Here is a 25649-nt window from a genome sequence, read left to right on the forward strand (position 1 = left end):
CCGGATCGGTCAGGTGAACTCGACTCCCTGGGCGAGCGGCAGCTCGTCGGAGTAGTTGACGGTGTTCGTTGCGCGGCGCATGTAAGCCTTCCAGGCGTCGGAGCCGGACTCTCGTCCACCGCCGGTCTCCTTCTCGCCGCCGAACGCCCCGCCGATCTCAGCACCGGAGGTGCCGATGTTGACGTTCGCGATGCCGCAGTCCGAGCCGTCAGTGGAGAGGAACCGCTCGGCCTCGCGCTGATCCGTGGTGAAGATCGCGGACGAAAGTCCCTGCGGCACCGCGTTGTGTAGCGCGACCGCTTCGTCGAACTCGTCATAGGTGAGGACGTAGAGGATTGGAGCGAACGTCTCCTCCTTGACTACCGGCGTCTGTGCGGGCATTCGCACCAATGCCGGCGAGACGTAGTAGCGGCCATCGCCGAATTCGCTGCGGCGTTCACCACCGCACACCACGGTTCCACCGTCGATTCGCGCCTTGTCCAGGGCAGTTTGCATTGCCTCGAACGCCAGGTGGTTCACCAATGGGCCGACCAGGACACCATTGTCGAACGGATTCCCGATCTTCAGTTGGCCGTATGCAGCAGCTACGCGCTCCACCACTTCGTCGGCGACGGAATTGTGCACGATCAACCGTCGCAGTGATGTGCAGCGCTGGCCTGCCGTGCCTGCCGCCGAGAAGACGATGCCGCGTACGGCCAGATCGAGGTCGGCGGACGGAGTCACGATCGCAGCGTTGTTGCCACCGAGTTCGAGCAGGCACCTGCCGAATCTGGCGGCAACCCGAGGCCCTACGGTGCGGCCCATTCGTACCGATCCGGTCGCACTGACCAGAGCAACACGACTGTCGTCTACGAGGCGCTCACCCACGTCCGCCGCCCCCTGGACCAGCATGTGGATCCCGGCGGGCGCGCCGACGTCGCGAGCGGCCCTCGCAAGCAGGGCGTCGCACGCTGTCGCGGTCAGTGGAGTCCGGTCGGACGGCTTCCAAACCACGGTGTCGCCGCACACCAGAGCCAGGGCGGTATTCCACGACCACACCGCCACAGGGAAGTTGAATGCGGAGATGACCCCGACAACCCCGAGAGGGTGCCACGTCTCCATCAGACGGTGGCCGGGCCGTTCCGACGCCATCGTCTTGCCATACAGCTGACGTGACAGACCGACCGCGAACTCGCAGATGTCGATCATCTCCTGCACTTCGCCGAGCGCCTCGGAGGGGATCTTGCCCGCCTCGAGTGTGACGAGTTCGGCAAGGTCCGCTTTGTGCTCAGTCAGCAGCTGCCCGAGACGGCGAACCACAGCTCCGCGCTGGGGAGCAGGCACCGAACGCCACTGCACGAAGGTCTCGTGTGCTGCCGCAATCGCCCGATCCACGTCTTCCGCGTCGCTGACTGCGACGGTACGTAAGGCGGTGCCGGTGATCGGTGTGCGTGCCACGAGTGCGCCTTCGGCATCGTCAAGCTTGGCTCCACACTTGACCAGTGCTTCCTCGGCGCGTCGGGACAGTTGTTCGGGGGCGGGAAGGTTCACGGTGTCGTCCTCTCTCATTCGCGTCTCATTCGCGTCTCATTCGCGGATGGACTACGCGGTGACGCGGGGGTGGTGCTCCGTCGTTTCAAACATGATGAACCCTGGCTGCGTTAACCTTCGCTGGTGGTGGAATCTTCTCGCGGCGACACGAACCCTCCTCCTCTCGACGAGATCGATCGGGTATTGATGCAGGAACTAGTGGCCGACGGTAGGGCGACTCTCTCGACGCTCGCCGAGAAGTCGGGGTTGTCGATCTCAGCGGTGCAGTCCAGGGTACGCAGACTCGAGGCCAGGAAGGTGATTCGCGGGTACACCGCGAAAATCGATCCGGATGCGCTCGGACAGGGGCTTTCCGCGTTCGTTGCCATCACCCCTCTCGATCCGTCGCAGCCCGACGATGCGCCCGCCAGGTTGCGGAACATTTCCGCGATCGAGGCGTGTCACTCCGTGGCGGGTGACGAGAGCTACGTGCTCTTCGTGCGTGTCTCCTCGCCGCTCGAGTTGGAACACCTGTTGCAAGAGATTCGTGCCACGGCCAACGTACACACACGTAGCACGATCATCTTGCAAACATTTTTCGATACGTGAACTGTTCGACGGATATCTTGCTGACTAGACACCAAAATGCAGGAAGTTTGCCGTAATCTTTGGGTATGAGTACGGCAATTCGATCCTCCGGAGGTGTAGGTGACCTCCCCGCGAGCCGAGTGCGAGACGTCTTGGGCCGGCACATCCTGATCGACGGGTTCGATCTGGTGCTCGACCTCGAGCGTTCACGTGGTGTGCATCTGGTGGATCAAAGGAACGGCACGACCTACCTGGACATGTTCGGATTCTTCGCCTCGTCGGCACTGGGGATGAACCATCCGGAACTGGCGAACGACGACGCCTTCCGTCGCGAATTGGCGTCGGCGGCGATCAACAAGCCGAGTAATTCGGACGTCTACACCATCCCGATGGCGCGTTTCGTCGATACGTTCGCTCGCGTCCTCGGGGACCCCGCGCTGCCCCACCTCTTCTTCGTCGACGGCGGTGCGCTTGCCGTCGAGAACGCACTCAAGGTCGCTTTCGACTTCAAGAGCAGGCTCAATGAAAGCCGCGGCCTCGATCCGGTACTCGGAACGAAAGTGCTCCACCTGACCGAGGCGTTCCATGGCCGTAGTGGATACACCATGTCGCTCACCAACACCGAACCCGGCAAGGTGGCGCGTTTCCCCAAGTTCGTCTGGCCCCGCATCGACGCCCCCTATCTTGCTGACGGTCGAGATGTCGAAGAGGCCGAGCGGCGGGCGCTAGATCAGGCGCGGCGTGCGCTCGCCGAGAACCCTGCGGACATTGCATGTTTCATCGCAGAGCCGATTCAGGGAGAGGGTGGGGATCACCACTTCCGCCCAGAGTTCTTCCAGGCAATGGAAGCTCTGTGTCATGAGAACGACGCCTTGTTGGTGTTCGACGAGGTGCAGACCGGATGCGGTCTCACCGGGACCGCGTGGGCCTATCAGCAGTTGGGTGTACACCCGGATGTGGTGGCTTTCGGTAAGAAGACACAGGTCTGCGGAATCATGGCCGGTGGGCGCGTGGACGATGTCCCCGACAACGTTTTCGCCGTCAGTTCCCGAATCAATTCCACCTGGGGCGGCAACCTCACGGACATGGTGCGGTCGAGGCGGATCCTCGAGGTGATCGAGCAAGATCGGCTCATCGACCGAGCAAAGATGACCGGAGCGCATCTCCTGCAGCGACTTCGCGAACTTGCGCTGTCCCATCCCGACGTCACCGAACCGAGGGGACGGGGGCTGATGTGCGCGATCACACTTCCGACGCCGGAGCGACGGGACCGTGTGGTTGCGGAGCTGAAAGATCGTGAACACGTACTGATCCTGGCGACCGGTAAGCGAGGGATCAGGTTTCGGCCACCGCTGACGGTGACAGCGGCGGAACTCGACGCCGCCGTGGATGCACTGGCTCGGGTGCTGGACGGTACCGTCTACGCATGACACCGATCCCGATTACGTCCGTGCCCAATCTGCGAGACGTCGGTGGTGTGCGAACGACGGACGGTGCAAAGGTTCGCTCGGGCGTGTATTACCGATCAACCGACTTGAGCCGGGTCGTGGATTCAGACGTAGCGATTCTCGCCAACCTCGGAATTCGCACCGTATATGACCTACGGACCGCCAGCGAACGCGAGGCTGCGCCCGACAAACTCCCGGACGGTGCCCGTGTCGTTGCGCTGGACGTGCTTGCCGACAAGGGAATGCGGTCTGTTCCCGCGCAGATGCTCCGAGTGATCGCTGACCCGACGATTGCTGAACGCGAACTAGGCGGCGGACGCGCCATCGAGTACTTCGAGGGCAGCTACCGAGACTTCGTCCTGATGCCGAGCGCGGTCTCGTCGTATCGGGAGTTGTTCGCGGGGATCGCATCGAACAGTGACACACCGGCTCTCGTGCACTGCACTACGGGCAAGGACCGGACGGGATGGGCCACCGCGTCGCTGCTGTTGCTTCTCGGTGTCAGCGAAGAAGACGTCTTCCATGACTACTTGCTGACCAACGAATTCTTGCTCCCGGCCTTGGAGGGGGTGTTCGAGAATTTCGTCAAGGCCGGTGGGGATCGAGCTCTGCTCGAACCGGTGCTCGGAGTCCGTAAGCAGTACCTGGAAGTCTCCCTGGCCACCATGCGCGAACGGTACGGAACCATCGAGAACTACTTCAGCGACGGCCTCGGTCTCGACTCGAGAGTTCAGGCTCTACTGCGTGAGCGCATGGTCGCAGACTGAGCGGTCAATCCGATCGCCACACCCACGAGGTCGGCGCAGAGGTCCCACAGTGAACCCTGCCGTCCGATGGGCAGCACACCCTGGAGTATTTCGGTGATCGCAGCGAACGCGGCGAGCCAAAGTACGGTGGTCCGCGGCGACATGAGCGCATACCGGGACGCGACCGCGAGGGCAGCGAACAACAGCGCATGCACGACCTTGTCGGCATGTTCGGGGCCCGCCGGTGTCGCCGAAGCAGGGGAGAGCAACATGATCAGCGCCAGAACGGTCAGCGCCGTCACCGGAATGAGTCGCGTATTCACCGGTGGACCGTCAACCCCAGTGCGCTCTCCGCGAAGCGTTGCACGGCATCGGATCCGCCCTCCAGCGCGTCGCGGTGGCCGCTGCGAGCCCAGCCAGTGAGCGTCGCCGACGTGCCGGACGGCGTGAGTCCCACCTCAGCCAGTAGCTCACCGGTGTTGGGCTGACAGATCGCCCACGAATAGTGCTCGTCGCTCAGCCACTGTGCAGTGCGGCGCGGTATGTAGTCGGCGTCATCGATTCCACCGTCCGCGAGTGCCGGCCGATCGTCCACCCGATCGTCGGCGCGCAATGCGCGCAGATACCAGCCGCCGGCATTGACTTCGACAGGCTCCATGTCAGCGGCCCGAGTCGTGACGGTCGCGGGTGCCGAAGAGGATGGCTCCTGCAGCCGGAACCATCAGGAAGAACAACCAGCTGTTGTCCACCGGGACGACGAAGAACAACACGAGGGCGAGGAGTGGGATCACCGACATCACGACGTGGCGCCAGTTCCGGTCGGTGTCGGGTTCGAGTGGTGTCTTCTCGGCTGGCACGTTGACCATGATCTCGGGGAGGTCGGTGAAGACACGGTCGAGTCCACCGCGAGTTGTTGCGTTCGTGACTGCAAGACTTCGTTGATCGAACTCCGCGACCGTCAATCGGCCTGCCGCGAAATGCTCGCTCAACAGGTTCAGTGCCTGCTCACGTTCGGCAGTGCCGATACGGACCTCTGGAACATCAGACATATCGGACAGACTACTGGGGCGCTTGTCGGCTCTGTCGATGACAAGCGCCCCAGATCCGACGAATGCGTTACTTCAGTTCGGCAAGGACGGTGCCCTGGGTGATGGCGGCGCCGGGTTCGACCGCAAGACCGGTAACGGTACCGGCTTTGTGCGCATTGACCGGGTTTTCCATCTTCATTGCTTCGAGGACGGCGATGAGGTCGCCTTCTGCGACTTCCTGCCCTTCCTCGACGGCCACCTTGACGACGGTGCCCTGCATGGGTGCGGTGACGGCGTCACCGGATGCGGCGCCACCGGACGCACCGCCGCGGGTACGCGGTGCGGGCTTCTTACGTACCGCACCGTTCGTGCTACCGCCGCCGCCGGTGCCGAGTGTGAACTGCCCGGGTAGGGACACCTCCACCCGTCGGCCACCGACCTCGACGACCACGTTCTGGCGGGGAAGAGTCTCGTCCTCGTCGGCGGATCGACCACCGGTGAAGGGCTCGATCTGGTTGTCCCATTCGGTTTCGATCCACTTGGTGTAGACGTCGAAACCTTTCCCGTCGCCGATGAACGCGGGGTCTTCCACGATGGCTCGGTGGAACGGGATCACCGTTGCCAAGCCCTCGACGTGGAACTCGGCCAGGGCGCGGCGGGCGCGGGCGAGAGCTTGGTCGCGGGTGGCGCCCGTAACGATGAGTTTGGCCAGCATGGAGTCGAACTGACCGCCGATCACGCTGCCGGATTCGACGCCGGAGTCCATCCGCACCCCGGGCCCGGTGGGCGGAGTGAAGGTGGTTACTGGGCCGGGGGCGGGCAGGAACCCACGTCCGGCGTCCTCACCGTTGATGCGGAACTCGAACGAGTGCCCCCGCGGGGTGGGATCCTCTGTGATGTCGAGGTGCTCGCCGTTGGCGATCTTGAACTGTTGCAGCACCAGGTCGAGGCCGGAAGTCTCCTCGGTGACCGGGTGCTCGACCTGCAGGCGGGTGTTGACCTCGAGGAACGAGATGGTGTCGCCTTGCACCAGGTATTCGACCGTGCCTGCGCCGTAGTAGCCGGACTCGCGGCAGATGGCCTTCGCGCTCGAGTGGATGCGGTCGCGCTGCTCGTCAGTCAAGAAGGGTGCGGGGGCTTCCTCGACCAGCTTCTGGAATCGGCGTTGCAGGGAGCAGTCGCGGGTGCCTGCAACGACCACGTTGCCGTGCTGATCGGCGATGACCTGAGCTTCGACGTGGCGAGCCTTGTCGAGATACTGCTCCACGAAACACTCGCCGCGTCCGAATGCCGCGACGGCTTCGCGGGTAGCGGACTCGAACAATTCGGGGATTTCCTCGATCGTGTGGGCGACTTTCATCCCGCGACCACCGCCGCCGAACGCGGCCTTGATGGCTACCGGAACACCGTATTCCTTTGCGAACGCAACGACTTCGTCGGCGTTGCCGACAGGCTCCTTCGTGCCTGCGGCCATGGGAGCCTTCGCCCTTTCGGCGATGTGGCGGGCCGTGACCTTGTCACCGAGATCGCGGATGGACTGGGGGGAGGGGCCGATCCAGATAAGGCCGGCGTCGATCACGGCCTGGGCGAAGTCCGCGTTCTCGGAGAGGAAGCCGTAGCCGGGGTGGATGGCGTCGGCACCGGACTTGTGCGCGGCATCGAGTATCTTGTCGAACACCAGATACGATTCGGCGGAGGTGTGACCGCCCAGGGCGAACGCTTCGTCGGCCAGGCGTACGAATGGGGCGTTGGCGTCGGGTTCGGCGTACACAGCGACGCTGGCCAGTCCGGCATCGGCTGCGGCCCGTATCACCCGCACTGCAATCTCACCGCGGTTCGCGACGAGCACCTTTGTGATATGCGTGCTGGTATGACTGGGCACTGAGCCTCCTGTGGTTCGCGTGGCCGTTTCCACGGTGCCTACCGGGATGTCGCCAGCGGTCGGTTTGGGGATCACAGGGGATTGTAAGCACTCGACGGATCCGGTCGGCCACCGGATCGCGATTTCAGTTCAGGACCGACTGCCGGCCCCAAACCCTACTGGCAGGTAGGAAGATGAAACGTGTTCCAGTCGCCTGCTCAGGCTCGCGACCCAGGTCTGCACATTGGCGGATGCGATGTCGTTTCCGGGATAGCGGACCGCCAGATTCACCCCCCGGGGGGTTCGGTTGATCCACGCATAGACGTCATGGGTGTACTGCCTACTTCGCAGCGCCCGAGCATTGCGTTCGGGCCAACTCGGTGCCTCGGGTACGAACCTGACGTCCATGTAGGACACGAAGAAGCGGGGCAGGATGGGGATGCCGAGTTCGGTCTCTATGCGGTCGAACGGGACCAAGGAGATCGGTTTCGTACGGGCAACGCTCGCGGCGGCCGCGTGTGCGACGACACCGAAGTCGTCTGACTGGACTTCGAAGTCGATCGGACTCAGGCCGACGAACCAGCCGAGGGCGGCCGCCCACTCGGGGGCGTGCCGAGTGTGGACCGGGGTGATTGTCCTGAAGCGTTGCTGTCCTGCTACTTCCGCACCAGTCAGGGCGAGGCCCGCGAGCAGACCGGGAAAGAAGCCCACGTCCGTCTCTCGGCACACCGAGTCGAACGCCGAGGCCTGGTCGGCGTCGAGGATCCAGGTCGAGAGGTTCTGCTGGGCTGTTGGGGTGCGCTGCCCGATCTCGAGCGGGAACTCGGGTAGCCCGGGTCCGTCCAGCGCAGAACGCCACAGGTCGAGTGCCGCGTACTCGGTATCGGGATCGACGGAAGCCTCCCGTTCTTCGCGACCGAAGTCGATATAGCTGCCGACAGGGAACAGATCGACTGTCCGGCCCGACAGCGACTCCTCGTAGAGGGCGGACAACTCGTGCGCGACCAGCACGATCGAGAATCCGTCGATGATCGAATGATCTGCCGCGAAGAAGACGACGAATCGATCGCGTTCGACGATTTCGAGTGTCGCGAAGACGTACGAGGGCCAACTGTCCGGTGAGGCGTGCTCGTCGAACAACTGCTGCAGGTGTGCGAAGTTGTCGCCCCCCACGACGTCGTAGCCGTGGCTGACGGTCTCGACATGCAGGCCGCCGCGTGGCACGGTGCATCGGTGGACACGCCCGGTCTCGTCGTCCAATGTCGTGTGAGAACGCAGGACCTCATGGCGGTCGGTCCACTTCTCGAGTGCTGACCGGAATGCGCCGATGCTCAGCGGGCCTTCGATCTCAAAGGCTGTGCCCAGCCATGATTCTCGGTCGCCGGACTCAGCGCATCGGCGAAGGCGTGCTTCGTGGGCATACGACGGCGGCCGGGGGTCGTCCACCCAGTCTGCGTGGGCGCACAGCAACCACTCGGTAAGCGCACCCACCGGGACGGGATAATCGGCGAGTTCGGTGAATTCCATCAGAGTGAGGGCGAATCCGGCCTATCTGTGAAGATTTTGCTTTATCCGGGCGAGCATCGCGGACATGCCACGCAGTCGCAAGGGGCTGACGGCGTCGGCGAGCCCCAGCGCTGAGTAGAAATCGTCTGGCACGCCGAGAATCGTTGCAGCACTGTGCCCGTCCAGGCCCTGGTGCAGGATCGATGCGAAACCCCGCGTTGTAGGTGCCTCGGCGGGCGCGCTGAAGTGCAGTCGCACGTGCGCGGGATCGGAAGCATCCACAGACAAGAACAGAGGAGACTGGCACTCGGGCACCGGTTCCATGGCGTCCTTCTCGAGTTCCGCAGGGAGCGGGGCCAATTCGCGACTGAACTCGAGAAGCAGCTGTAGCTTGTCCGAGCCGTCGACGGCAGCGAAGTCGTCGACGATCTCGGCAAGCGACTCGGGTAATCCGGTCATGACGGTGTTCCGGGAACTTCTCCCGGCTCCTCACCCTTGACGATCGGAACGCGCACCATGTTGCCCCACTCCGTCCACGAACCGTCGTAGTTTCGGACGTTCGGGTAACCGAGCAGGTGGGTGAGAACGAACCAGGTGTGGCTCGAACGCTCACCGATGCGGCAGTAGGCGACGATGTCGTCGTCGGCGGACATATCGCGGTAGATCTCGTCCAGTTCACCCCGCGAGCGGAACCGGCTGTCGGGGGCGGCCGCCTTGGCCCACGGGATGCTCAACGCGCTCGGGATGTGGCCGCCGCGAAGAGCGCCTTCCTCAGGGTAATCGGGCATGTGTGTGCGCTCGCCGGTGTACTCCTGGGGTGAGCGCACGTCGATCAGCGGACCTCTGCCGAGGTGAGAGAGGACGTCGTCCTTGAAGGCGCGGATGGGAGCGTCGTTCCGTTCGACCACCGGGTAGGTGGTGCGGGTGGTCTCGGGAACGTCGAGCGTGGTGGCCCGGTCCTCGGCTATCCACGCATCACGGCCACCGTCGAGGAGTCGGACGTCCTCGTGCCCGAACAGCGTGAACACCCAGAGTGCGTATGCCGCCCACCAGTTGCTCTTGTCACCGTAGATGACGACGGTGTCGTCGCGGCTGATTCCCTTGCGGCTCATCAGGTCGGCGAACTGCTCGCCGGAGATGTAGTCGCGGGTGACGGGATCGTTCAGATCGAGGTGCCAGTCGACCTTCACGGCACCTGGAATGTGCCCGACATCGTAGAGGAGCACGTCCTCATCCGACTCCACGACCTTCAGGCCCGGTGCGCCCAGATTCGCGGAGAGCCATTCCGTCGACACGAGCCGATTGGGGTTGGCGTAGTCGGCGAAGGACTTGGTGGGATCTGGCGCTACGGGCACGGGTGGGCTCCTGGGACAGGTGTGGTGTGGACGGCATCGATTCTATGCGCTCGCCGTTCCCTCGCTCGACTCGCGTACACACTCACACCTACGGGCCGCCTGGCCACTCGAATCGGTACTCGAGGCCCGTCGGCGGTCAGCTGATGCCGCGCACAACACACTCGCCTACAGCCGCGGAGAACCGCTAAACGACCGGAGTGCCTTCCAGGTTCAGTTGGGTCGTGAGTTCTGCGATGGGAGTCACACCTTGCTCGCAGATGTCCCGCAGGATCTCCTCCAACCGCGCGAGGAACTCCGTGACCGCTCTTCGTGCCGTCGGGGTCTCGGGGAACCGCGAGCGCAGGGCCAGACCCCGGTGAGTCCTCGAGATCCAGAACTGGGCGTCGTCCGCGACGGTTACGTTGCTGATGTGGTGCGCGTTCAACTCGACATGATCTTCGGTGCCGCGGAGCTTGCGGTAATCGATGTACGAAACCATGAACACATCTGTACGGGTGCGGCGGTAGCCGTCGCCGAGCGCTTCGCGCACCTGGGCCATCGACACGCCCTTGAGCGTCAGGGCCGTGCGGAACGAAGCGTGGGTGTGGGCGAGTGACGACTGGAAGTCGGCGTCCGGCGTCAACTCGACGGTCAGGGGCGCGCTGGTTGTGAGCCACCCGATCGCGTTTTCCCACTGCGGATCCTGGCGAATATGCAATGGGAACTGCAGTGGCATCCGGGTGACGCCATTGATCGCATGCACGGCCATGCCCATCGCGGTGAGCGCGCCTGTGAACAGACTGCCGCCCGATTCGAGGCATATCTGCTCGAAGCGTTCGGTGTCGGCGGCGTCGAGAAGGGGGCGAACGTCGGCGCCCTGCGGCGCCGGATCGCCTGCCTCGACGCCCAGGTCGATCGGGAAGCTGGGTGCGGTACCGCCGCAGCGCTCGTAGAACCTCGCCCACTCGCGCACACGGGGGTCACCGAGCTCGGTGACAGGTGCGTCGGCTTCGAGTTCGCAGTATCGCAGGAAGCTGCCCGGATCACCGAGCTCGGTGAGTAGATCGTCCTCGGTGACTTCTGCCGACCCGCCGGGATGGGCCAGTTTCTGATAGATCTGGCGAAGTTCCCCGAGTGCAATGACGAGCGAATAGCCGTCGACGAGCGTGTGATCGAATGCGCTGATCACGGTGTAGTGCGAATCGCGTTCGACGGTGGCGAACATATAGGCGGGAAACGTCAAGGGATCGCACGCCAAGGTAAAGCGTGTGCGCAGATGGTCGCGAAGTTCGTCGGAAGACGATGTTGCCACGGACTCCGACGAAACGACGGTGATGTCCTCGGGATCGAGATCGACGCGCAGCATCGAGTCGGCGTTCACGTCGAAACCGGACTGCAGCGTGTCGTGGCGTCGGATGAAGTGCATGAGCGCCTGCTCGAGCGCTGTTCGATCGAGGTGACCGGGAAGATCGAAAGCGGCTGCCATCCAGACACTTCGGCCCACCCCGTGTGTGCGCGCAGTGTCGAGATGGAACTTTTGGTTGTAAGACGGCGGAATCTCGGATCGAGAAACCTTGCCGGGCGCAACGGACCACTCCGTCACCAGGCCGGGTTCGAGCATGTACCGGTCGATGGATGTGACGTGCACTACTTCACCCCTGTGACGATTGCGGATTCCGGACTTGCCGAAATGGACGGTGACAGGGTGAAGTCACCCTCGTTGGCAACGGTTTGCATGATCGTCCTCAGACGTCCGGCGTACTCCGCGACCGATCTGTATGCCACCTCGGTGTCCGGGTGGGAGATCGCAATCCACGCGCCGTCGAGCATGCGGTTGATCCACATCGACGCGATCTGCGTCTCTTTCCCGCCCACGATCATGGTCGCTCGGGTCGACGCATAATGTTCGGTTTCCGGAAGCCTACGCGCGTCGATGTACGACACGATCGGGGGAGGCGTCAGGGTGGTGGGCTGTGCTGCCGAATCGGGCCCGCCGTGCGCGAGGACGACATCGATCACCTGCTGCACCGATACGTCGCGGAGTTCCTTGCCGGAGTGGTAGGCCTCTTGGGCGCGCTGGGCGAGCGCGCTGAACGTCGTGGCGTCGCCGAGTTCGAACCCGACCGGAACGAGATTGATGAACCACCCCTGCGACCAGTCGAACTGTGGGTCGTGGCGGGTGTTGACCGGCGACAGCGCAACGTAACGATCACGTCCGACGAGCTCGTGTTCGGTGATGGCGAGCGCCGCGAACATTCCGCCGATGAAGTTGGAGCCGTTCGCCTTGCACACAGCGCCGAACCGCTCGCACTCATCGGCGTCGGCCAGGTCGAAACGTGTGCCGATAGCCGGTTTGGGCGCGTCGGAGACACCTAGGTCGAGAGGGAAACGCGGAAAGCTACCACCGTTGCGGGTGAGATGCCCTATCCAACCCTGGACCTCGGGGGAGGCGAGGGTCAGCGCCGCCGCCCTCTCTCGCTCCTTTCGGCTGTACTCGACGTAGCTGCCTGGGTCGTGTAGTTCGGGTTCGGTGCCGGCGAGTTCGGCCGCGTAGATGATTCGCGTTTCGGCAAACATCAGAATCAGCGACTTCAGGTCGCTGTGCGCGTGGTCGACCGCGTGATAAAGGGTGAAGCTGTCGTCCGGTCCGGCAGGTTGCGACGCGTCGTAGTGTTCGACCACACCGAATACGAACGAGGGCCAGCCCAGCGCGCTCGTGTCGTTCGCGAACCGTGCCGCGACATGGTCCCGGACCTGCTCGGGCGTGCCGAGGACGTCACCCTTGTGCGCGACGAGTTCGACGGAATCCCTTGGCACGATGTGCCGCCGAACGAGATTGGCGGTGTCGGACGGGTCCCCCTCGGGGTCTTCGAACGAGAACCAGGTCTGGAGCGTGTCGTGACGCAGGATGTAGCGCTCGAGTGTCCTCGTCATGGCGTCGATGTCGAGTCTGCCCTGGAAGTCGAAGGCGGCGCCGATCCACGGCGACTGGTGCTCGCCCTTGTTCGCTGTCACCTGTGCCCGACGAATGTGGCGTTCTTGCAAGGTAGCAGGCAGTTCCGGGTCCACGGGGGCAGCCGCAGCCGCTTGTGCACTCGCGTCCGTAGCCTCCCACTCGATGACCCTCCCAGGCTCTGGGTTCCAGTGGGTAATCAAGTTCAAGTCCATCGATCGGCTCCCGGTGTGTGAATGCGAACAATTGCGGGTTCGGTCAGGTGTGGCTTGGACTTCTCGCAACGCATGGTGCGTCAAGCACCTCGCCACGAGGAGTAAAGAGATGTTAAGAGGTCAGAACTATTACTGGTTAGCTTCGGCACAGTCAAGTATTTGACACGGAAGTCACACGCTCCGAACGAGTGCTGTACGATGCGGCGGGCTCGAACCCGCCCCCTTGCCTTCGCATCCGCCGGTTGCCGCTAGCCTGTCCCGATGCCTGTAATCGTGCGTGACGCGCCCAGTGCCGGAGAACTCGGAAAGTGGGCTCCCTGGCTGGGTTTGGCGGCGAGTCTTGTCGCGGTGTTCATGCAGTTGCTCGATGCCACCATCGTCAACGTCGCATTACCGAGCATCGCGGTCGATCTGGGTGCATCAGTTTCTGCTCAGCTACTGATGGTGAGTGTCTACACGCTGTCCTTTGCGTGTTCTTTAATTACGGCAGCCCGACTCGGGGACTTGCTCGGCCGGCGAAGGGTGTTCCTGATCGCGCTGGCCGTGTTCGTGTTTGCGTCCCTGCTGTGTGGCCTGGCTCAGTCGCCCATTGCTCTCGTCGTGTCCAGGGCATTGCAGGGCCTTGCCGCGGGCTCGATGTCGGCTCAGACGTTCGCGATCATCTCGAGTCTCTTCCCTAAACGCGCCCATCCCCGAGTCTTGGGCATCTACGGGGCAACCATCGGGCTCGCCACGATCTGTGGCCCTTTGGTCGGTGGCCTTCTCATACAGTGGAATCTGTTCGACTGGGGTTGGCGGTTGATCTTCTTCGTCAACCTCCCGGTCGGCATTGCTGCCCTCGTGCTCGGGTACCTTTACCTCGCCGACGCGAAACCAGACGGAAACCGGCAACTGGACGTGGGTGGCGCAGTGCTGTCCGCGGTGGGGCTGTTCCTGCTCATCTTCCCGCTCGTCGAGGGACGCGAGCGCGGATGGCCGATCCCGATCGTGGTGATGCTCGCGTGTTCGGTGCCTGTGCTGATCGCGTTCGTCGTCTACGAATATCGACTCGGGCGCCGCGGCGGCGACCCGGTCCTACGTCTGGAGTTGTTCACCGACCGCGCTTTCTCGTTGGGTGCGGCCATCGCGTTCGTGTTCTTCGGAACGCTCACGTCTTTGATCCTCACCGTTTCCCTGACCCTGCAGTTCGGATTCGGCTTCTCGGCGCTGAGGGCAGGCGTGATGACGCTGCCATGGGCGCTGGGGACCGGACTCGCCGCGTTGGCGTCCTCGTTCGTGTATCGGCGAATAGGCAACCTCGTCCTGCCGCTTGGGATGTTTCTGTTCGCCGGGTCCCTGATCGTGTTGGCGGCTCAACTGCAAAGCGAAGGCATCGATCCTCGATGGTCGGCGCTTGCCGGCCCCCTGTTCATCGGTGGCGCGGGTCTCGGATTGTTCGTCTCACCGCTTCAGACCGCGATTCTCGCGACCGTTCAGCCACGGAACGCCGGGTCGGTATCAGGCCTGCTTCCGACGGTTCAGCAGGTAGGCAGTTCGATCGGACTCGCTGTGATCGGTGTCGTGTTCTTCAATCTCGTCGCGTCGCAGTCGGTGGATGCGGTTCAGGCGGAGCGGCCTGCGCTGACCGCTCAACTCGCGGAGGTCGGTGTGCCACCGGCGCTGATTCCGAGCGCAGAGGAGGCGTTCGTGCGGTGCGCCACGGAGCAACTCGGATCCACCTCTCCGATGAAAGTGCCCGAGAATTGCCAGTTCATGGGATCCGGCGACGAGGATTTCGGCACGTCGGGACAAACTATCGCGGACTCCGCGATAGTTACTGCCACGGAATCGACAAGAAATGCGGCCGGTGAGGCGTTTCTACAGGCCGAGCGGCGGATCCTGTGGACCATATCGGCGGTCGCGGCCGTAATCGGGGTCGCGTCGCTGACGCTGCCTCGCCGGAACCAGCTGGCCGAGGAAGAATCAGTCGCCGCGGGCTGACGAACTCCACAGATCAGCGACGCCGACTCCGACCTGCGCGAGCAGGGTCCGCAGGAGAGGTAGACCGATCCCGATCACACTCGAGGGATCGCCCTCGATCCTGTCGACGAACCACCCGCCGAGGCTGTCGAGGGTAAACGCGCCGGCGACCTGTAGGGGCTCGCCACTGGCTAGATACGCCTCCAGGTCCGTTTCGGTGGGGTTCGCGAAATGGACGACGGTCCTGCCCTGATCATGCGCATCGGCCACTACCGAGTCGTTCACGACCCGGAGAACGCTGTGCCCAGTGAGCAAGGTTGCGCTACGTCCCGCCATCGAAGACCAGCGATCACGCGCCACTTCGACGGTGTGGGGCTTGCCCTGAAGCGATCCGTCGATCAGCAACATGGAGTCGCACCCGACGACCACGGCGTCCGAGATCTTCTCCCGAGCCAGAACTGGGAGGACGTCCTCGGCCTTGGCGCGGGCCAACTCGGTGACGACATGCTCGGGGGTGGCATCGGACCCGAGGGCCGCGATGACCGCGTCCTCGTCGACTCCGGAGACGCGCACGATCGGTTCGACCCCGGCGCTGCGTAGCACAGCTAGTCGCGCCGGGGAAGCCGAGGCGAGAACGAAAGAAATCACCTGGTACTGATCAACGTCTGAACATCGAGACGCTGGTGAACGAGTACGGGGAGAACGGCATACTGGTCCGGTGCATTGCAGTCGGGGCACCCCAGGTTTCGGGAGGGAGTTGCGGACCCTGCTCGACGCCTCCAGCGGCGGCCATCGCGGAGAGCACCGCGACCAGTGCTGCGACCTCGTCGGGGGTCGGGGAGCCCTTGACTACCTTCAGGAACGGCTCGGCGACGTCCGCCGAGTCATCCTCGGTGCCATCCGGCAGGCTGGTGGGCGCACTACCGGACAGGGCGGCGTCGGCTGCGGAACCATCGATTGACTGCGCCATCGCGGCTACCGCGTCCGATTCGGTCTCAGGCACTACTTCCTCGGTAATTGCGGTCATAGTGGGATGTTCCCATGCTTCTTGGGTGGAAGGGTGACCATTTTACGTTCGAGCAGGCGCAAGGCCGCCACAATCTGTCCGCGGGTGTGCGATGGCGGAATGACCGCGTCGACGTAGCCACGCTCGGCGGCAACGTACGGGTTGACCAGAGTGTCCTCGTATTCCTGCTGTAGTTGCAGTCGGAGAGCGTCGACGTCCTCGCCCTTCTCGGCGGCTTCGAGGAGGCGTTTGCGGTACACGAACCCGACGGCACCGGATGCGCCCATGACGGCGATCTGAGCGGTAGGCCAGGCCAGGTTGACGTCGGCGCCCATGTGCTTGGAGCCCATCACGTCGTAGGCGCCGCCGTAAGCCTTGCGTGTGATGACGGTGATCTTGCCGACCGTGGCCTCACCGTAGGCGTAGAGAAGTTTTGCGCCACGGCGGATGATGCCGTCGTATTCCTGGTCGGTGCCAGGGAGGAAGCCCGGGACGTCGACGAGGGTGATGATGGGCACGTTGAATGCATCGCAGGTACGCACGAAGCGTGCAGCCTTTTCGGAAGCGTCGATGTCCAGACACCCGGCGAAGACGGTGGGTTGGTTGGCGACGATGCCAACGGAGCGGCCGTCGACCCGGCCGAAGCCGACGATGACGTTCCCTGCTCGCTGAGCCTGGACTTCGAGAAATTCGTCGTCATCGAGGATGCGGCGAATCACCTCGTGCATGTCGTAGGGCTGGTTCGCCGAGTCCGGTATCAGAGAGTCGAGTTCGAGGTCTTCATCGGTCAGGGAATCCTCGATGCCCCCTGTAATCGGGTCCGACGGTGGCATGAGGGGAGCGGCGGCCTGATTGTTCGAGGGAAGGTAGGACAGAAGGTCCTTGACGTAGTCGAGGGCGTCCTGTTCATCGGATGCGACGTAGTGGGCCACCCCGGACTTCACCATGTGGGTGTGCGCGCCGCCGAGGTCCTCCATGGTGACGTCTTCGCCCGTGACCGTCTTGATGACATCGGGGCCGGTGACGAACATCTGGGAGGCCTTGTCGACCATGACGACGAAATCGGTGAGGGCGGGCGAGTAGACGTGGCCACCGGCGGCGGGTCCCATGATCAGGGAGATCTGGGGGATGACTCCGGAGGCTCGGACGTTGCGGTGGAAGATTTCGCCGTACAGACCGAGGGAGACGACGCCTTCCTGGATGCGCGCGCCGGCACCCTCGTTGATGCCGATCAGCGGTCGGCCGGATTTCAGCGCGAGGTCCATGACCTTGACGATCTTTTCCCCGTAGATTTCGCCGAGGGATCCACCGAAGACGGTCGCGTCCTGCGAGAAGACGCAGACATTGCGGCCGTCGATAGTGCCGTAGCCGGTCACGACGCCGTCGCCCACGGGACGGTTGTCGGCGAGGCCGAAGTTGGTGCTGCGGTGGCGGGCGAGGGCGTCGAGTTCGACGAACGAGCCTTCGTCGAGCAGGGCGGTGATGCGCTCGCGGGCGGTCAATTTGCCCTTCGCATGGACCTTGTCGGCCGCGGCTTTTCCACTCGGATGCAGTGCCTCGGCCTGACGATTACGCAGGTCGGCGAGCTTCCCCGCCGTCGTGTGAATATCTGGCCTGGTCGCCGAATCCGGCGCGTTCGGCTCCTGAACAGTGGTCATGGCAGGTCAGCTTATCGAGAGGGGCCGGGACTCTGACAAGGGAGGTAGAGGCGGCGCGTCGCCCGCGCGAGGTTACTGATCAGTATCTGTTCTGGACCGTCCTAGGCTGTGACGATGTGGACTGATCTGAACCGACCTCCTCTCTCTGCGGACAATCTCCGCGCGGCACTCGTACGCGGCGACGCGGACACCGATCCGCGGAAGTTCTGGACGCGGCTGGACGTGGTGGAGGAGACCGGTTCCACGAATGCGGACCTTCTCGCCCGAGCGGAACGGTCGGACTGTGATCGCCACGTGTTGCTCGCGGAGTTTCAAGGCAGTGGTCGTGGCCGCCATTCGAGGGTGTGGGTGAGTCCGCCACAGGCGCAAATCGCGGCCTCGGTAGTGCTGACGATGCCTGGGATGAGCGTGGCCGCCATGGGGTGGCTGCCACTGCTCACCGGCGTCGCCGTGGTCGACGCGCTTCGTGCCGTCGCGAAGGTGCCTGCAGAACTGAAGTGGCCCAACGACGTGCTGATCGACGGCCGAAAGGTCGCCGGGATTCTCGCCGAGGTGGCCGCCACGACGCCGGATCCCAAGGTGGTGGTCGGGATCGGGCTCAACGTCAGTCTCACGCGGGACGAACTTCCCGTCGAAAACGCCACGTCCCTCGTGCTCGAACGTGCCGAGATCAGCGACCGGGACACCCTTGTGCGTGCCCTGTTACGCGCGCTCGCCGACCGGTGGCAGCAGTGGCACGATTCGGACTGGGCCGTAACCGATTTGGCGAAGGCGTACCGCGCCCGTTGTGGAACACTCGGCCGGCCGGTACGCGCCGTGTTGCCCGGTGGCCGCGAACTGAATGGAATCGCCACGGATGTCGACCGCGAGGGTCGCGTGGTGATCGCGCCCGACGGTGGGGCGGAGCCGATCTCCGTCTCCGCAGGTGAAATCACACATTTGCGTCCGGAGTGAGTCGAGTGATGCGACACTGAGGTGTATGAGTACATCAACTCCCGAGTCAGTTGACATAGCTGCCCGGCGAACGTTGACCGGCCTCACCATGGTGCTCGGCCTACTCACTCTCGGCCTCGGCATCGTGGTTCTCGTCTGGCCTCAAGTCACTCTCACCGTGCTGGCCATACTGATCGCCATCCAATTCTTCGGGTTCGGCATCGTCCAGATCATTCGGGCATTCGCAAACGTCGACGCAGGCGGCACGACGCGCACGCTCGTGGGCGTATCCGGTGCCCTGGCCATATTGCTGGCGTTCGTCATGCTGCGGAGCCCACTCCAGACCGTGGTGATCATCGCTCTCGTCGTCGGAGCGTGGTGGGTGTTCCGAGGGGTTCTCGACATCGTCGAGGGTGCCTCGGGTTCGGCGGCGGATCGCGGTCTGAGCATCGTGCTCGGCCTGATCAGTGTGGTCGCGGGCGCGATCGTGCTCCTTCAGCCGGAACTGTCGCTCACGGTGTTCGTGATCGTCGTCGGCGTGTGGATGATTTTGTACGGCCTCATCGTCACCATCGCGCCGCTCGTGCTCAGCCGTATGCGATAAGCTCGCCACTCGATGGGATATCCGGAGGACACTCTCGCTTCAGACGAGGAACTCTTACTTCACAGCCATCCTCACTGGAAGATGCTGATATCCCCGGTCGCAGTCTTGTTGGTAACGACGGCTGTGGCAGGCTTCCTCGTCGGATTTGCGGAAAACGAACTGGACGCGTCCTCGCTCGACGCCGTGCGTGTCGTCATCCTCGCGCTTTGGCTGGCCCTTGTCGGATGGCGCTGTTTGGGGCCATTTCTCAGGTGGAAATCCACGCACTTCGTCGTCACAGACCGTCGGGTACTGGTTCGCGAGGGTGTGATGACCCACGTCGGGATCGATATTCCGATGGGTCGTATCAGCAATGTCCAGTTCCGCCACGGACTCCTGGACAGGATGCTCCGCACCGGAACGCTGGTTATCGTCTCTTCCTCAGACGACCCGTTGGAATTCGAGGACGTACCCGATGTACGACGGGTTCACTCTCTCCTATATCACCAGGTCTTCGACGCAATGGATCTCCACGAAGATCACGACGGCGAGCACTTGCGCGGGGCCGCCGACACCGGCAAAGACCAATAATCGCTCACAGTTGGCTGCACATCTCCGTAGGCTGTGGACGTGACCGCAGTATTGCTTGCCGAAGATGACGAGGCTATTGCCGCGCCGCTGTCGCGTGCATTGGGCAGGGAAGGGTACGACGTCACCGTCGAGCAGACCGGCCCGGAAGCACTCGAACGAGCGCTCGAGGAGGACTACGACCTCCTGATTCTGGACCTCGGGCTCCCGGGGATGGACGGACTCGAAGTGTGTAGGCAAGTGCGTGCACACAGTTCCGAACTCGCCGTGCTCATGCTCACCGCTCGTACCGACGAGGTGGACTTCGTCGTCGGACTCGATGCAGGGGCTGACGACTACGTCGGCAAGCCCTTTCGGTTGGCAGAGTTGATGGCTCGTGTGCGCGCCCTGTTGCGGCGGCGCGGCGGGCCTGAGGGTTCTGTCGTGGAGGTTGCGGGTATCCGACTCGAGCCCGCGGCGCGTCGTGTCCTCGTGAACGGCACCGAAGTGGCTCTCGCCAACAAGGAGTACGAGCTGCTCCGGGTGCTACTCGAACATGCGGGAGAGGTGGTCTCCCGGGATGCCATCCTCTCGGAGGTATGGGGTGGCATGGATCTGCGAGGTTCGAAGACCCTCGACATGCACATGTCGTGGCTGCGCCGGAAAATCGGTGACGAGGGCCCGGTCGCCAAGCGGCGCATCACGACCGTTCGTGGCGTCGGGTTCCGAATCAATACCGACTAGGCGGGCCAGTGCGCCGCCGGCTTCTCCAGTCGATCCTCGCAGTCGTAATACTGACGGCGCTCCTGCTCGGTGTGCCACTGATCTACACCGCATGGATATGGGTCGAGGACTTCACCCGCACCGACCTCCAAACCCGACTCAACCGGATGGTCATGGAGATCGCCGCTCAGTCGGACGCCAACGGCATAGTCCAGGGAAGTCTCGACACGAACGACCTGGAGCTGCTGACCCCCTCCGGGGGGCGCTTGTTGGTGATGTACCCGACCGAAAGCGGCAGGAGCGCGAGGGTGGAGATAGGCGAACCGTCGGTGCGAGCGCCTTTGGTGGAAGGTCGTACGATCGGCGCGTCCGGCTCGTTGATCCTCGAAGCGCCGTCGAGCGCAATGCGCGCTCGGCAACGCAGGGCGGTCGGTGCCGTCGGAGGTCTGGTACTTGTTTCGATTGCGGCAGGAGCGGTGGTCGCTGTCGCTACCGCCAGGCGGCTTTCCGATCCGTTGCAGGATGTGGCGAATCGGGCGGCTCGCCTCGCGGAGGGTGACTTCCGGCCGGTTCCGCGGCGCCACGGCATACCCGAACTCGACCGCGTCTCCGACGTCTTGGACGCGGCAACCGTTGAGATGGCAGGCCGTCTGCAGCGTGAACGAGCACTCGTCGGGGATGTCTCCCACCAGCTTCGTAGCAGGCTCACGGCCGTTCGCCTTCGGCTCGACGAGCTGTCGGCACATCCGGATCCCGCGGTGACGGCCGAGGCGGGTGAGGCGATGCAGCAGGTGGACCGGCTAACACAGGCGATCGACGAGCTGGTCCGCTCGTCTCGCAGCAAGATCACCGAGGATTCGATATCGGTGATCAATGAACTCGGTACGGTCACCGCAGAGTGGAAGCGTCCGTTCGAGGACGCCGACAGGCAGTTGCTGCTGATTGGCGACGAGAGCGTGATGGCCTCGAGTACAGGGTCTCGACTACGCGAGGCCGTCTCGGTTCTCGTCGACAACTCACTGAAGCACGGCGCCGGCACCTGCACGATTGCGGTACGGCTGATCCAGGGCCAGTCGCATCGGGGTGCGGACGAAGCCGAATCGCCTTCGCCGCACGAGGCGATGGTGTGTATCGAGGTGTTCGACGAGGGTGCCGGCGTCAGCAACGACATGGCACCGCACATCTTCGATCGTGGCTTCTCGGGCGCCGGCTCGACCGGTGTCGGCCTTGCTTTGGCGCGTGCTCTCATCGAAGCGGATGGTGGCAGGCTCGAACTGCAGCGTCGACGCCCGGCCTTGTTTGCGATATTCGTCCCTCAGGTTCGTGAAAGTGTGCCGACCCGAGTCGCGGGGATTCGGGAGCCTCGCTGAACCTCAGGGGTGGCCGAGCTCTTTTTCCGCAGCCCTGATTTCGAGGTCGGAGGAATCGAGGTTGGGGGCGTCGAGGTCGGGGGCTACGAGATCGGGGTCTATGACGCGCACATTCTCGTGGGGGAACGCGAACCGTCGCAGTGCCCAGAAGCGGAACATCATCTGCATCAGGTTTCCGATGATGTAGTTCAATACGAAGTCGACGAAGACCAGCGTGGTCAGATTCTCTTGGGAAGCTCTGATGTCGAATACGTTGTTGGCGATCCACAACGGAGCGGCGGCGATCAGAACGCCTATCCCGCTGATCGTGAAGAACAGCAGCGCCTCGTGGTGGCGCTCGCGACCGCCCCGGTGCTTGAACGACCATTCGCGGTTGAGGATGTAGCTCAGCACTGTGGCGAGAACGCCCGATATGACCTTGGCTACGACGGGCTTCTGTTCGAGGATCGTCAGGCTCAGCGAGTAGAAGATCGCGAGGTCGAAAATCAGCGTCGTGCCGCCTACGATCCCGAACTTGATCAGCTCGTGATGCTGCAACGCCAAGGCCCGGAAGGGCTGAGGAACGCGTGCGAGCACGCCGTCGACAAATGACACAACCAACAAGCTTACGAAGTCCATGCCGGATAACACCAATTGACACCGAGATAACCAGGAAAACTTGCAAATCTGCCGACCTGCCACCTCGGTGGTGGTGCATTGTCGCGGACGTGACAAACTGGTAACCCGTGACCGGTATATCTGACTCGGTTCCGCGTCCCACGCCACCGCGGGATCTGCCCTCCGGGCCGCCTGTCGTAACGATGATCGGTGGTGGGCAACTCGCGAGGATGACGCATCAGGCGGCCATCGCACTCGGACAGAGTTTGCGAGTCCTCTCGGGCTCTCCAGACGAACCTGCAGCCCAGGTAAGTCGTGACGTCGTACTCGGGAGTCACACGGACCTTGCTGCACTCCGCCAGGCCGCCCTCGGTTCGCACGTGGTGACCTTCGACCATGAGCACGTGCCGACCGAACACCTCGACGTGCTCGTAGGCGAGGGAGCAAACGTCCAACCGAAGCCGCAAGCGCTGATCTACGCGCAGGACAAGCTCGCAATGCGCCGCAAGCTGGGCGACCTCGGTGCTCCGATTCCGGCGTTCGCCGAGGTGACCTGGGCGGAGGATGTCGTGAAGTTCGGCGCCGTGCACGGGTGGCCGCTGGTGATCAAGGCTGCACGCGGCGGATACGACGGTCGCGGCGTGTGGATCACAGACGATTCCGACGAGGCCGAGCGCATCGTCACCGAGCAACTCGACAAGGGCGTCCCTCTCATCGTGGAGGAGAAGGTCGACATGCGGCGGGAGCTGTCTGCGATGGTGGCCCGCTCACCGTTCGGTCAAGGCGCCACGTGGCCGGTCGTGGAGACCGTGCAGCGTCACGGACAGTGCGCTGTAGTCCTCGCCCCGGCGCCACAGTTGCCCGACGCGCTCGCCGAGGCCGCAGAGGAGCTGGCACTGCGGATTGCATCAGAACTCGGTGTGGTCGGCGCCATGGCTGTGGAATTGTTCGAGACCACAGACGGCGCGCTCATCGTCAACGAACTCGCGATGCGCCCGCACAACTCTGGTCACTGGACGATGGACGGCGCCCGGACGTCGCAATTCGAGCAACATCTGCGTGCGGTCCTCGACTACCCGCTCGGTGAGACCACGCCGATCGCACCGATCACGGTGATGGCGAATGTTCTCGGAGCTCCCACGCCCCCTGCTATGAGCATGGACGAGCGCATCCACCACCTATTCGCCCGTATGCCCGACGCGAAAGTCCACCTGTACGGCAAGGCTGAGCGCAAGGATCGCAAGGTCGGGCACGTGAATATCGTGGGCGGACCCGGTTCGCTCGACGACCCTGAGTATGTCGCACGGGTTCGCGAGCGCGCTGAGCGCGCCGCACGGTGGCTCTCGCACGCAGAATGGACCGACGGATGGGATGTGCACGGTGAGTGAATCGGCAACGCAGATGCGCCCGCAGGTCGGGCTCATCATGGGCAGCGACTCCGACTGGCCCACCATGGAGGCTGCGGCCGAGGCACTGGCCGAATTCGGGGTGCGATTCGAGGTCGGTGTGGTCTCGGCGCACCGCACACCTCAGCGGATGCTCGATTACGCCAAGGAGGCGGCCGGTCGCGGCATCCGAGTGATCATCGCCGGTGCCGGCGGCGCCGCCCATCTACCGGGGATGGTTGCATCAGCCACGCCCTTGCCTGTCATCGGTGTGCCGGTCCCGTTGAAGTATCTCGACGGCATGGACTCGCTGCTCTCGATCGTGCAGATGCCCGCCGGGATCCCCGTCGCCACGGTGTCCATCGGTGGTGCCCGCAACGCGGGTCTGCTCGCCGCCCGGATCTTGGGCTCGTCGGACCCAGCCTTGCAGCAGCGACTGGTCGAGTTCCAGGACGGTCTCGAGAAAATGGTTCACGACAAGGATCAGGCTCTCCGCGACAAGCTTCTGGGCTGACTCGCGCCCGCGGAGATGAAACGCAGCTGGGGGATTCGGTTGATCCGCGCGTCGCGGGGCAATGTGTCGTCGGCGGTGATCACGCGTCTGGCGCTGGTCTATGCACGGTTGTGGGGGGCTCGCATCACATTCGATGACGAGTTCGGCATCTTCTTGTGCTGCGAAATGCGCGGAGGATACGCACGCGGCGGGACGACGATCGGCGGGGCGTTTCTCACCGGCTGGGTGCCGCAGCGGTCACTGGTGCGGCACGAAGCGGTCCACGCCGACCAGTGGGCCGAATACGGTTGGACCTTTGCGGTTCGGTACCTGATCGAGGAGTTTCGACACCGCGGTCCGCGCAACAGATTCGAGATCGCCGCCGGACTGGCTGATGGCGGCTACAGCGACAGTTGACGTGTGATCTTCTCGCTGTCGATGCGTCTGGACTGGGCCGCAGCGTCAGCATTGGCCACCTGAACCAGCGACGCCCCCGCGGCGAAGATGGCAACCAATCCGTCGATGAGCTTGTCAGGGGAACCCCATGCCGCCTCCGACAGCACCCGGTCGGTCCTGGTGATTCCGTTGGCAGCGGCGGATGCGTTGGCAGAGGCAAGGACGTCCTCGACGCTGCGCCCGGCAAGCGCAGGCCCGGCGAGTGTGGGCCGGAACTGATCGCCGTGGACGCGCACGGAGGTGGCGTAGTCGATGATGCCGACGGGGAGGTCGGGGACCGGACGGCCGAATGCGTCGAGCGAGAGTGCCGCGACGTCGGGAACGTCCTCGACGTCGCCGAGGCGTGAAGCCGAGACGAGTGCGACTTCCGCCTCCACATCAGGGTCGAGTACGACTTCGGCGCCTGCCCACCACGCGCCCAGGAGCACCGCGGCTGTCTGCCAGTGTGCTGGAAGGAGCACCACGACCCGGGTGCCCGGTTCCAGGGCGAACTCATCGCGCAGAAGATTCGCGGTCTTCGCAGCCCAGTTGGCGAGCGTGACGGCTGACAGTTCGACCCGTTCTCCGGTCGCGTCGTCGTAGAACGTGATGCGCGGACCTGCTGGGTCGTTCTTCAGAATCGGGTCGAGTAGCAAATCGGTGAGGGTGCTCGAGGCATGGTTCATGGACATAGTTTCGTTCCTCGTTCTTCGGTTCATGCAGCGCGGGGGGCGCCTCTAGTTCACACTGCG

27 protein-coding genes are annotated in these 25649 nt (G+C 63.7%); 12 read left to right on the forward strand and 15 right to left on the reverse strand.

All coding sequences use genetic code 11. The annotated features are described in order from the left end of the window. Positions 1-9: 9 nt before the first annotated feature. On the reverse strand, positions 10-1548 hold the full coding sequence (locus tag AB0I57_RS05065) for an aldehyde dehydrogenase family protein (RefSeq protein ID WP_358330679.1): 1539 nt from the start codon (positions 1546-1548) through the stop codon (positions 10-12). Between the two features lie 105 nt (positions 1549-1653). Between AB0I57_RS05065 and AB0I57_RS05070 the strand changes: the two genes are divergently transcribed. The 3 genes from AB0I57_RS05070 to AB0I57_RS05080 all read left to right on the forward strand — a co-directional run bounded on the left by AB0I57_RS05070 (position 1654) and on the right by AB0I57_RS05080 (position 4312). Then, positions 1654-2118 (forward strand): Lrp/AsnC family transcriptional regulator, encoded by a 465-nt coding sequence (locus AB0I57_RS05070; RefSeq protein ID WP_358330682.1) that lies wholly within the window; start codon positions 1654-1656, stop codon positions 2116-2118. Between the two features lie 65 nt (positions 2119-2183). Beyond that, positions 2184-3527 carry an L-lysine 6-transaminase gene (gene lat / locus AB0I57_RS05075; protein ID WP_358330685.1) on the forward strand — a complete coding sequence of 448 codons (1344 nt, stop codon included), beginning with the start codon at positions 2184-2186 and terminating at the stop codon, positions 3525-3527. Beyond that, on the forward strand, positions 3524-4312 hold the full coding sequence (locus AB0I57_RS05080; RefSeq protein ID WP_358330688.1) for a tyrosine-protein phosphatase: 789 nt from the start codon (positions 3524-3526) through the stop codon (positions 4310-4312). Before lat ends, AB0I57_RS05080 begins: the two co-directional genes overlap by 4 nt. Here AB0I57_RS05080 and AB0I57_RS05085 read toward each other — a convergent pair. The 9 genes from AB0I57_RS05085 to AB0I57_RS05125 form a co-directional block, all read right to left on the reverse strand. Further along, positions 4276-4563 carry a VanZ family protein gene (locus AB0I57_RS05085; RefSeq protein ID WP_358333163.1) on the reverse strand — a complete coding sequence of 96 codons (288 nt, stop codon included), beginning with the start codon at positions 4561-4563 and terminating at the stop codon, positions 4276-4278. The genes AB0I57_RS05080 and AB0I57_RS05085 overlap by 37 nt on opposite strands. Positions 4564-4610: 47 nt before the next feature. Then, entirely contained in the window at positions 4611-4949 is a 339-nt protein-coding gene (locus tag AB0I57_RS05090; RefSeq protein ID WP_358330691.1) for a hypothetical protein, read from the reverse strand. Between the two features lies 1 nt (position 4950). Next, entirely contained in the window at positions 4951-5340 is a 390-nt protein-coding gene (locus AB0I57_RS05095) for a DUF1707 domain-containing protein (protein WP_358330694.1), read from the reverse strand. A 67-nt stretch (positions 5341-5407) separates the two neighbouring features. After that, entirely contained in the window at positions 5408-7201 is a 1794-nt protein-coding gene (locus AB0I57_RS05100) for an acetyl/propionyl/methylcrotonyl-CoA carboxylase subunit alpha (protein ID WP_358330711.1), read from the reverse strand. 129 nt (positions 7202-7330) lie between these two features. Further along, positions 7331-8707, reverse strand: coding sequence for a condensation domain-containing protein (locus tag AB0I57_RS05105; RefSeq protein WP_358330714.1), 1377 nt, complete (start codon positions 8705-8707; stop codon positions 7331-7333). A 21-nt stretch (positions 8708-8728) separates the two neighbouring features. Then, positions 8729-9145 (reverse strand): SufE family protein, encoded by a 417-nt coding sequence (locus AB0I57_RS05110; protein ID WP_358330717.1) that lies wholly within the window; start codon positions 9143-9145, stop codon positions 8729-8731. Further along, on the reverse strand, positions 9142-10041 hold the full coding sequence (locus AB0I57_RS05115) for a sulfurtransferase (protein ID WP_358330720.1): 900 nt from the start codon (positions 10039-10041) through the stop codon (positions 9142-9144). The genes AB0I57_RS05110 and AB0I57_RS05115 overlap by 4 nt, the downstream gene beginning before the upstream one ends. 184 nt (positions 10042-10225) lie before the next feature. Continuing rightward, positions 10226-11668, reverse strand: a complete 1443-nt coding sequence (locus tag AB0I57_RS05120) for a condensation domain-containing protein (RefSeq protein ID WP_358330723.1) — start codon at positions 11666-11668, stop codon at positions 10226-10228. Next, positions 11668-13188: a condensation domain-containing protein gene (locus AB0I57_RS05125; protein ID WP_358330726.1), complete on the reverse strand. Its 1521-nt coding sequence runs from the start codon at positions 13186-13188 to the stop codon at positions 11668-11670. The genes AB0I57_RS05120 and AB0I57_RS05125 overlap by 1 nt, the downstream gene beginning before the upstream one ends. A gap of 261 nt (positions 13189-13449) precedes the next feature. Between AB0I57_RS05125 and AB0I57_RS05130 the strand changes: the two genes are divergently transcribed. Continuing rightward, entirely contained in the window at positions 13450-15168 is a 1719-nt protein-coding gene (locus AB0I57_RS05130) for a DHA2 family efflux MFS transporter permease subunit (RefSeq protein ID WP_358330729.1), read from the forward strand. Here the strand turns inward: AB0I57_RS05130 and AB0I57_RS05135 are convergent. Genes AB0I57_RS05135 through AB0I57_RS05145 form a run of 3 tightly spaced genes read right to left on the reverse strand, consistent with a single transcriptional unit; the run spans position 15151 to position 17811 of the window. After that, on the reverse strand, positions 15151-15795 hold the full coding sequence (locus AB0I57_RS05135; RefSeq protein WP_358330732.1) for a nucleoside triphosphate pyrophosphatase: 645 nt from the start codon (positions 15793-15795) through the stop codon (positions 15151-15153). The two genes, AB0I57_RS05130 and AB0I57_RS05135, sit on opposite strands and share 18 nt — an antisense overlap. Before the next feature lie 10 nt (positions 15796-15805). Next, positions 15806-16174, reverse strand: a complete 369-nt coding sequence (locus AB0I57_RS05140) for an acyl-CoA carboxylase subunit epsilon (RefSeq protein ID WP_358330735.1) — start codon at positions 16172-16174, stop codon at positions 15806-15808. After that, positions 16171-17811 (reverse strand): acyl-CoA carboxylase subunit beta, encoded by a 1641-nt coding sequence (locus tag AB0I57_RS05145; RefSeq protein ID WP_358330738.1) that lies wholly within the window; start codon positions 17809-17811, stop codon positions 16171-16173. The genes AB0I57_RS05140 and AB0I57_RS05145 overlap by 4 nt, the downstream gene beginning before the upstream one ends. 114 nt (positions 17812-17925) lie before the next feature. Between AB0I57_RS05145 and AB0I57_RS05150 the strand changes: the two genes are divergently transcribed. Genes AB0I57_RS05150 through AB0I57_RS05170 form a run of 5 tightly spaced genes read left to right on the forward strand, consistent with a single transcriptional unit; the run spans position 17926 to position 21987 of the window. After that, complete coding sequence (locus tag AB0I57_RS05150) at positions 17926-18765, forward strand: biotin--[acetyl-CoA-carboxylase] ligase (RefSeq protein ID WP_358330741.1); 840 nt, start codon at positions 17926-17928, stop codon at positions 18763-18765. Positions 18766-18790: 25 nt separating this feature from the next. Next, positions 18791-19348 carry a DUF308 domain-containing protein gene (locus AB0I57_RS05155; RefSeq protein ID WP_358330744.1) on the forward strand — a complete coding sequence of 186 codons (558 nt, stop codon included), beginning with the start codon at positions 18791-18793 and terminating at the stop codon, positions 19346-19348. A gap of 12 nt (positions 19349-19360) precedes the next feature. Next, positions 19361-19918 carry a PH domain-containing protein gene (locus AB0I57_RS05160; RefSeq protein ID WP_358330747.1) on the forward strand — a complete coding sequence of 186 codons (558 nt, stop codon included), beginning with the start codon at positions 19361-19363 and terminating at the stop codon, positions 19916-19918. A gap of 39 nt (positions 19919-19957) precedes the next feature. Then, positions 19958-20638, forward strand: a complete 681-nt coding sequence (locus tag AB0I57_RS05165) for a response regulator transcription factor (protein WP_358330750.1) — start codon at positions 19958-19960, stop codon at positions 20636-20638. An 8-nt stretch (positions 20639-20646) separates the two neighbouring features. Next, positions 20647-21987 (forward strand): HAMP domain-containing sensor histidine kinase, encoded by a 1341-nt coding sequence (locus AB0I57_RS05170; RefSeq protein ID WP_358330753.1) that lies wholly within the window; start codon positions 20647-20649, stop codon positions 21985-21987. Between the two features lie 3 nt (positions 21988-21990). Here AB0I57_RS05170 and AB0I57_RS05175 read toward each other — a convergent pair whose 3' ends face one another. After that, positions 21991-22581 carry a GtrA family protein gene (locus AB0I57_RS05175; protein ID WP_358330757.1) on the reverse strand — a complete coding sequence of 197 codons (591 nt, stop codon included), beginning with the start codon at positions 22579-22581 and terminating at the stop codon, positions 21991-21993. A 131-nt stretch (positions 22582-22712) separates the two neighbouring features. Between AB0I57_RS05175 and AB0I57_RS05180 the strand changes: the two genes are divergently transcribed. Genes AB0I57_RS05180 through AB0I57_RS05190 form a run of 3 tightly spaced genes read left to right on the forward strand, consistent with a single transcriptional unit; the run spans position 22713 to position 24879 of the window. After that, positions 22713-23972, forward strand: a complete 1260-nt coding sequence (locus tag AB0I57_RS05180) for a 5-(carboxyamino)imidazole ribonucleotide synthase (RefSeq protein WP_358330760.1) — start codon at positions 22713-22715, stop codon at positions 23970-23972. Continuing rightward, on the forward strand, positions 23956-24483 hold the full coding sequence (purE, locus tag AB0I57_RS05185; protein ID WP_358330763.1) for a 5-(carboxyamino)imidazole ribonucleotide mutase: 528 nt from the start codon (positions 23956-23958) through the stop codon (positions 24481-24483). The genes AB0I57_RS05180 and purE overlap by 17 nt, the downstream gene beginning before the upstream one ends. Before the next feature lie 15 nt (positions 24484-24498). Continuing rightward, positions 24499-24879 carry a hypothetical protein gene (locus tag AB0I57_RS05190; RefSeq protein ID WP_358330766.1) on the forward strand — a complete coding sequence of 127 codons (381 nt, stop codon included), beginning with the start codon at positions 24499-24501 and terminating at the stop codon, positions 24877-24879. Here the strand turns inward: AB0I57_RS05190 and AB0I57_RS05195 are convergent. Further along, the gene (locus tag AB0I57_RS05195) at positions 24864-25583 is read right to left on the reverse strand and encodes a TIGR03089 family protein (protein WP_358333165.1); all 720 of its coding nucleotides are present in this window, start codon (positions 25581-25583) and stop codon (positions 24864-24866) included. The two genes, AB0I57_RS05190 and AB0I57_RS05195, sit on opposite strands and share 16 nt — an antisense overlap. Positions 25584-25649 lie beyond the last annotated feature (66 nt).

Source organism: Rhodococcus sp. NPDC049939, from assembly GCF_040656415.1.
In the GTDB taxonomy this organism is placed as follows: Bacteria; Actinomycetota; Actinomycetes; order Mycobacteriales; family Mycobacteriaceae; genus Rhodococcus_F.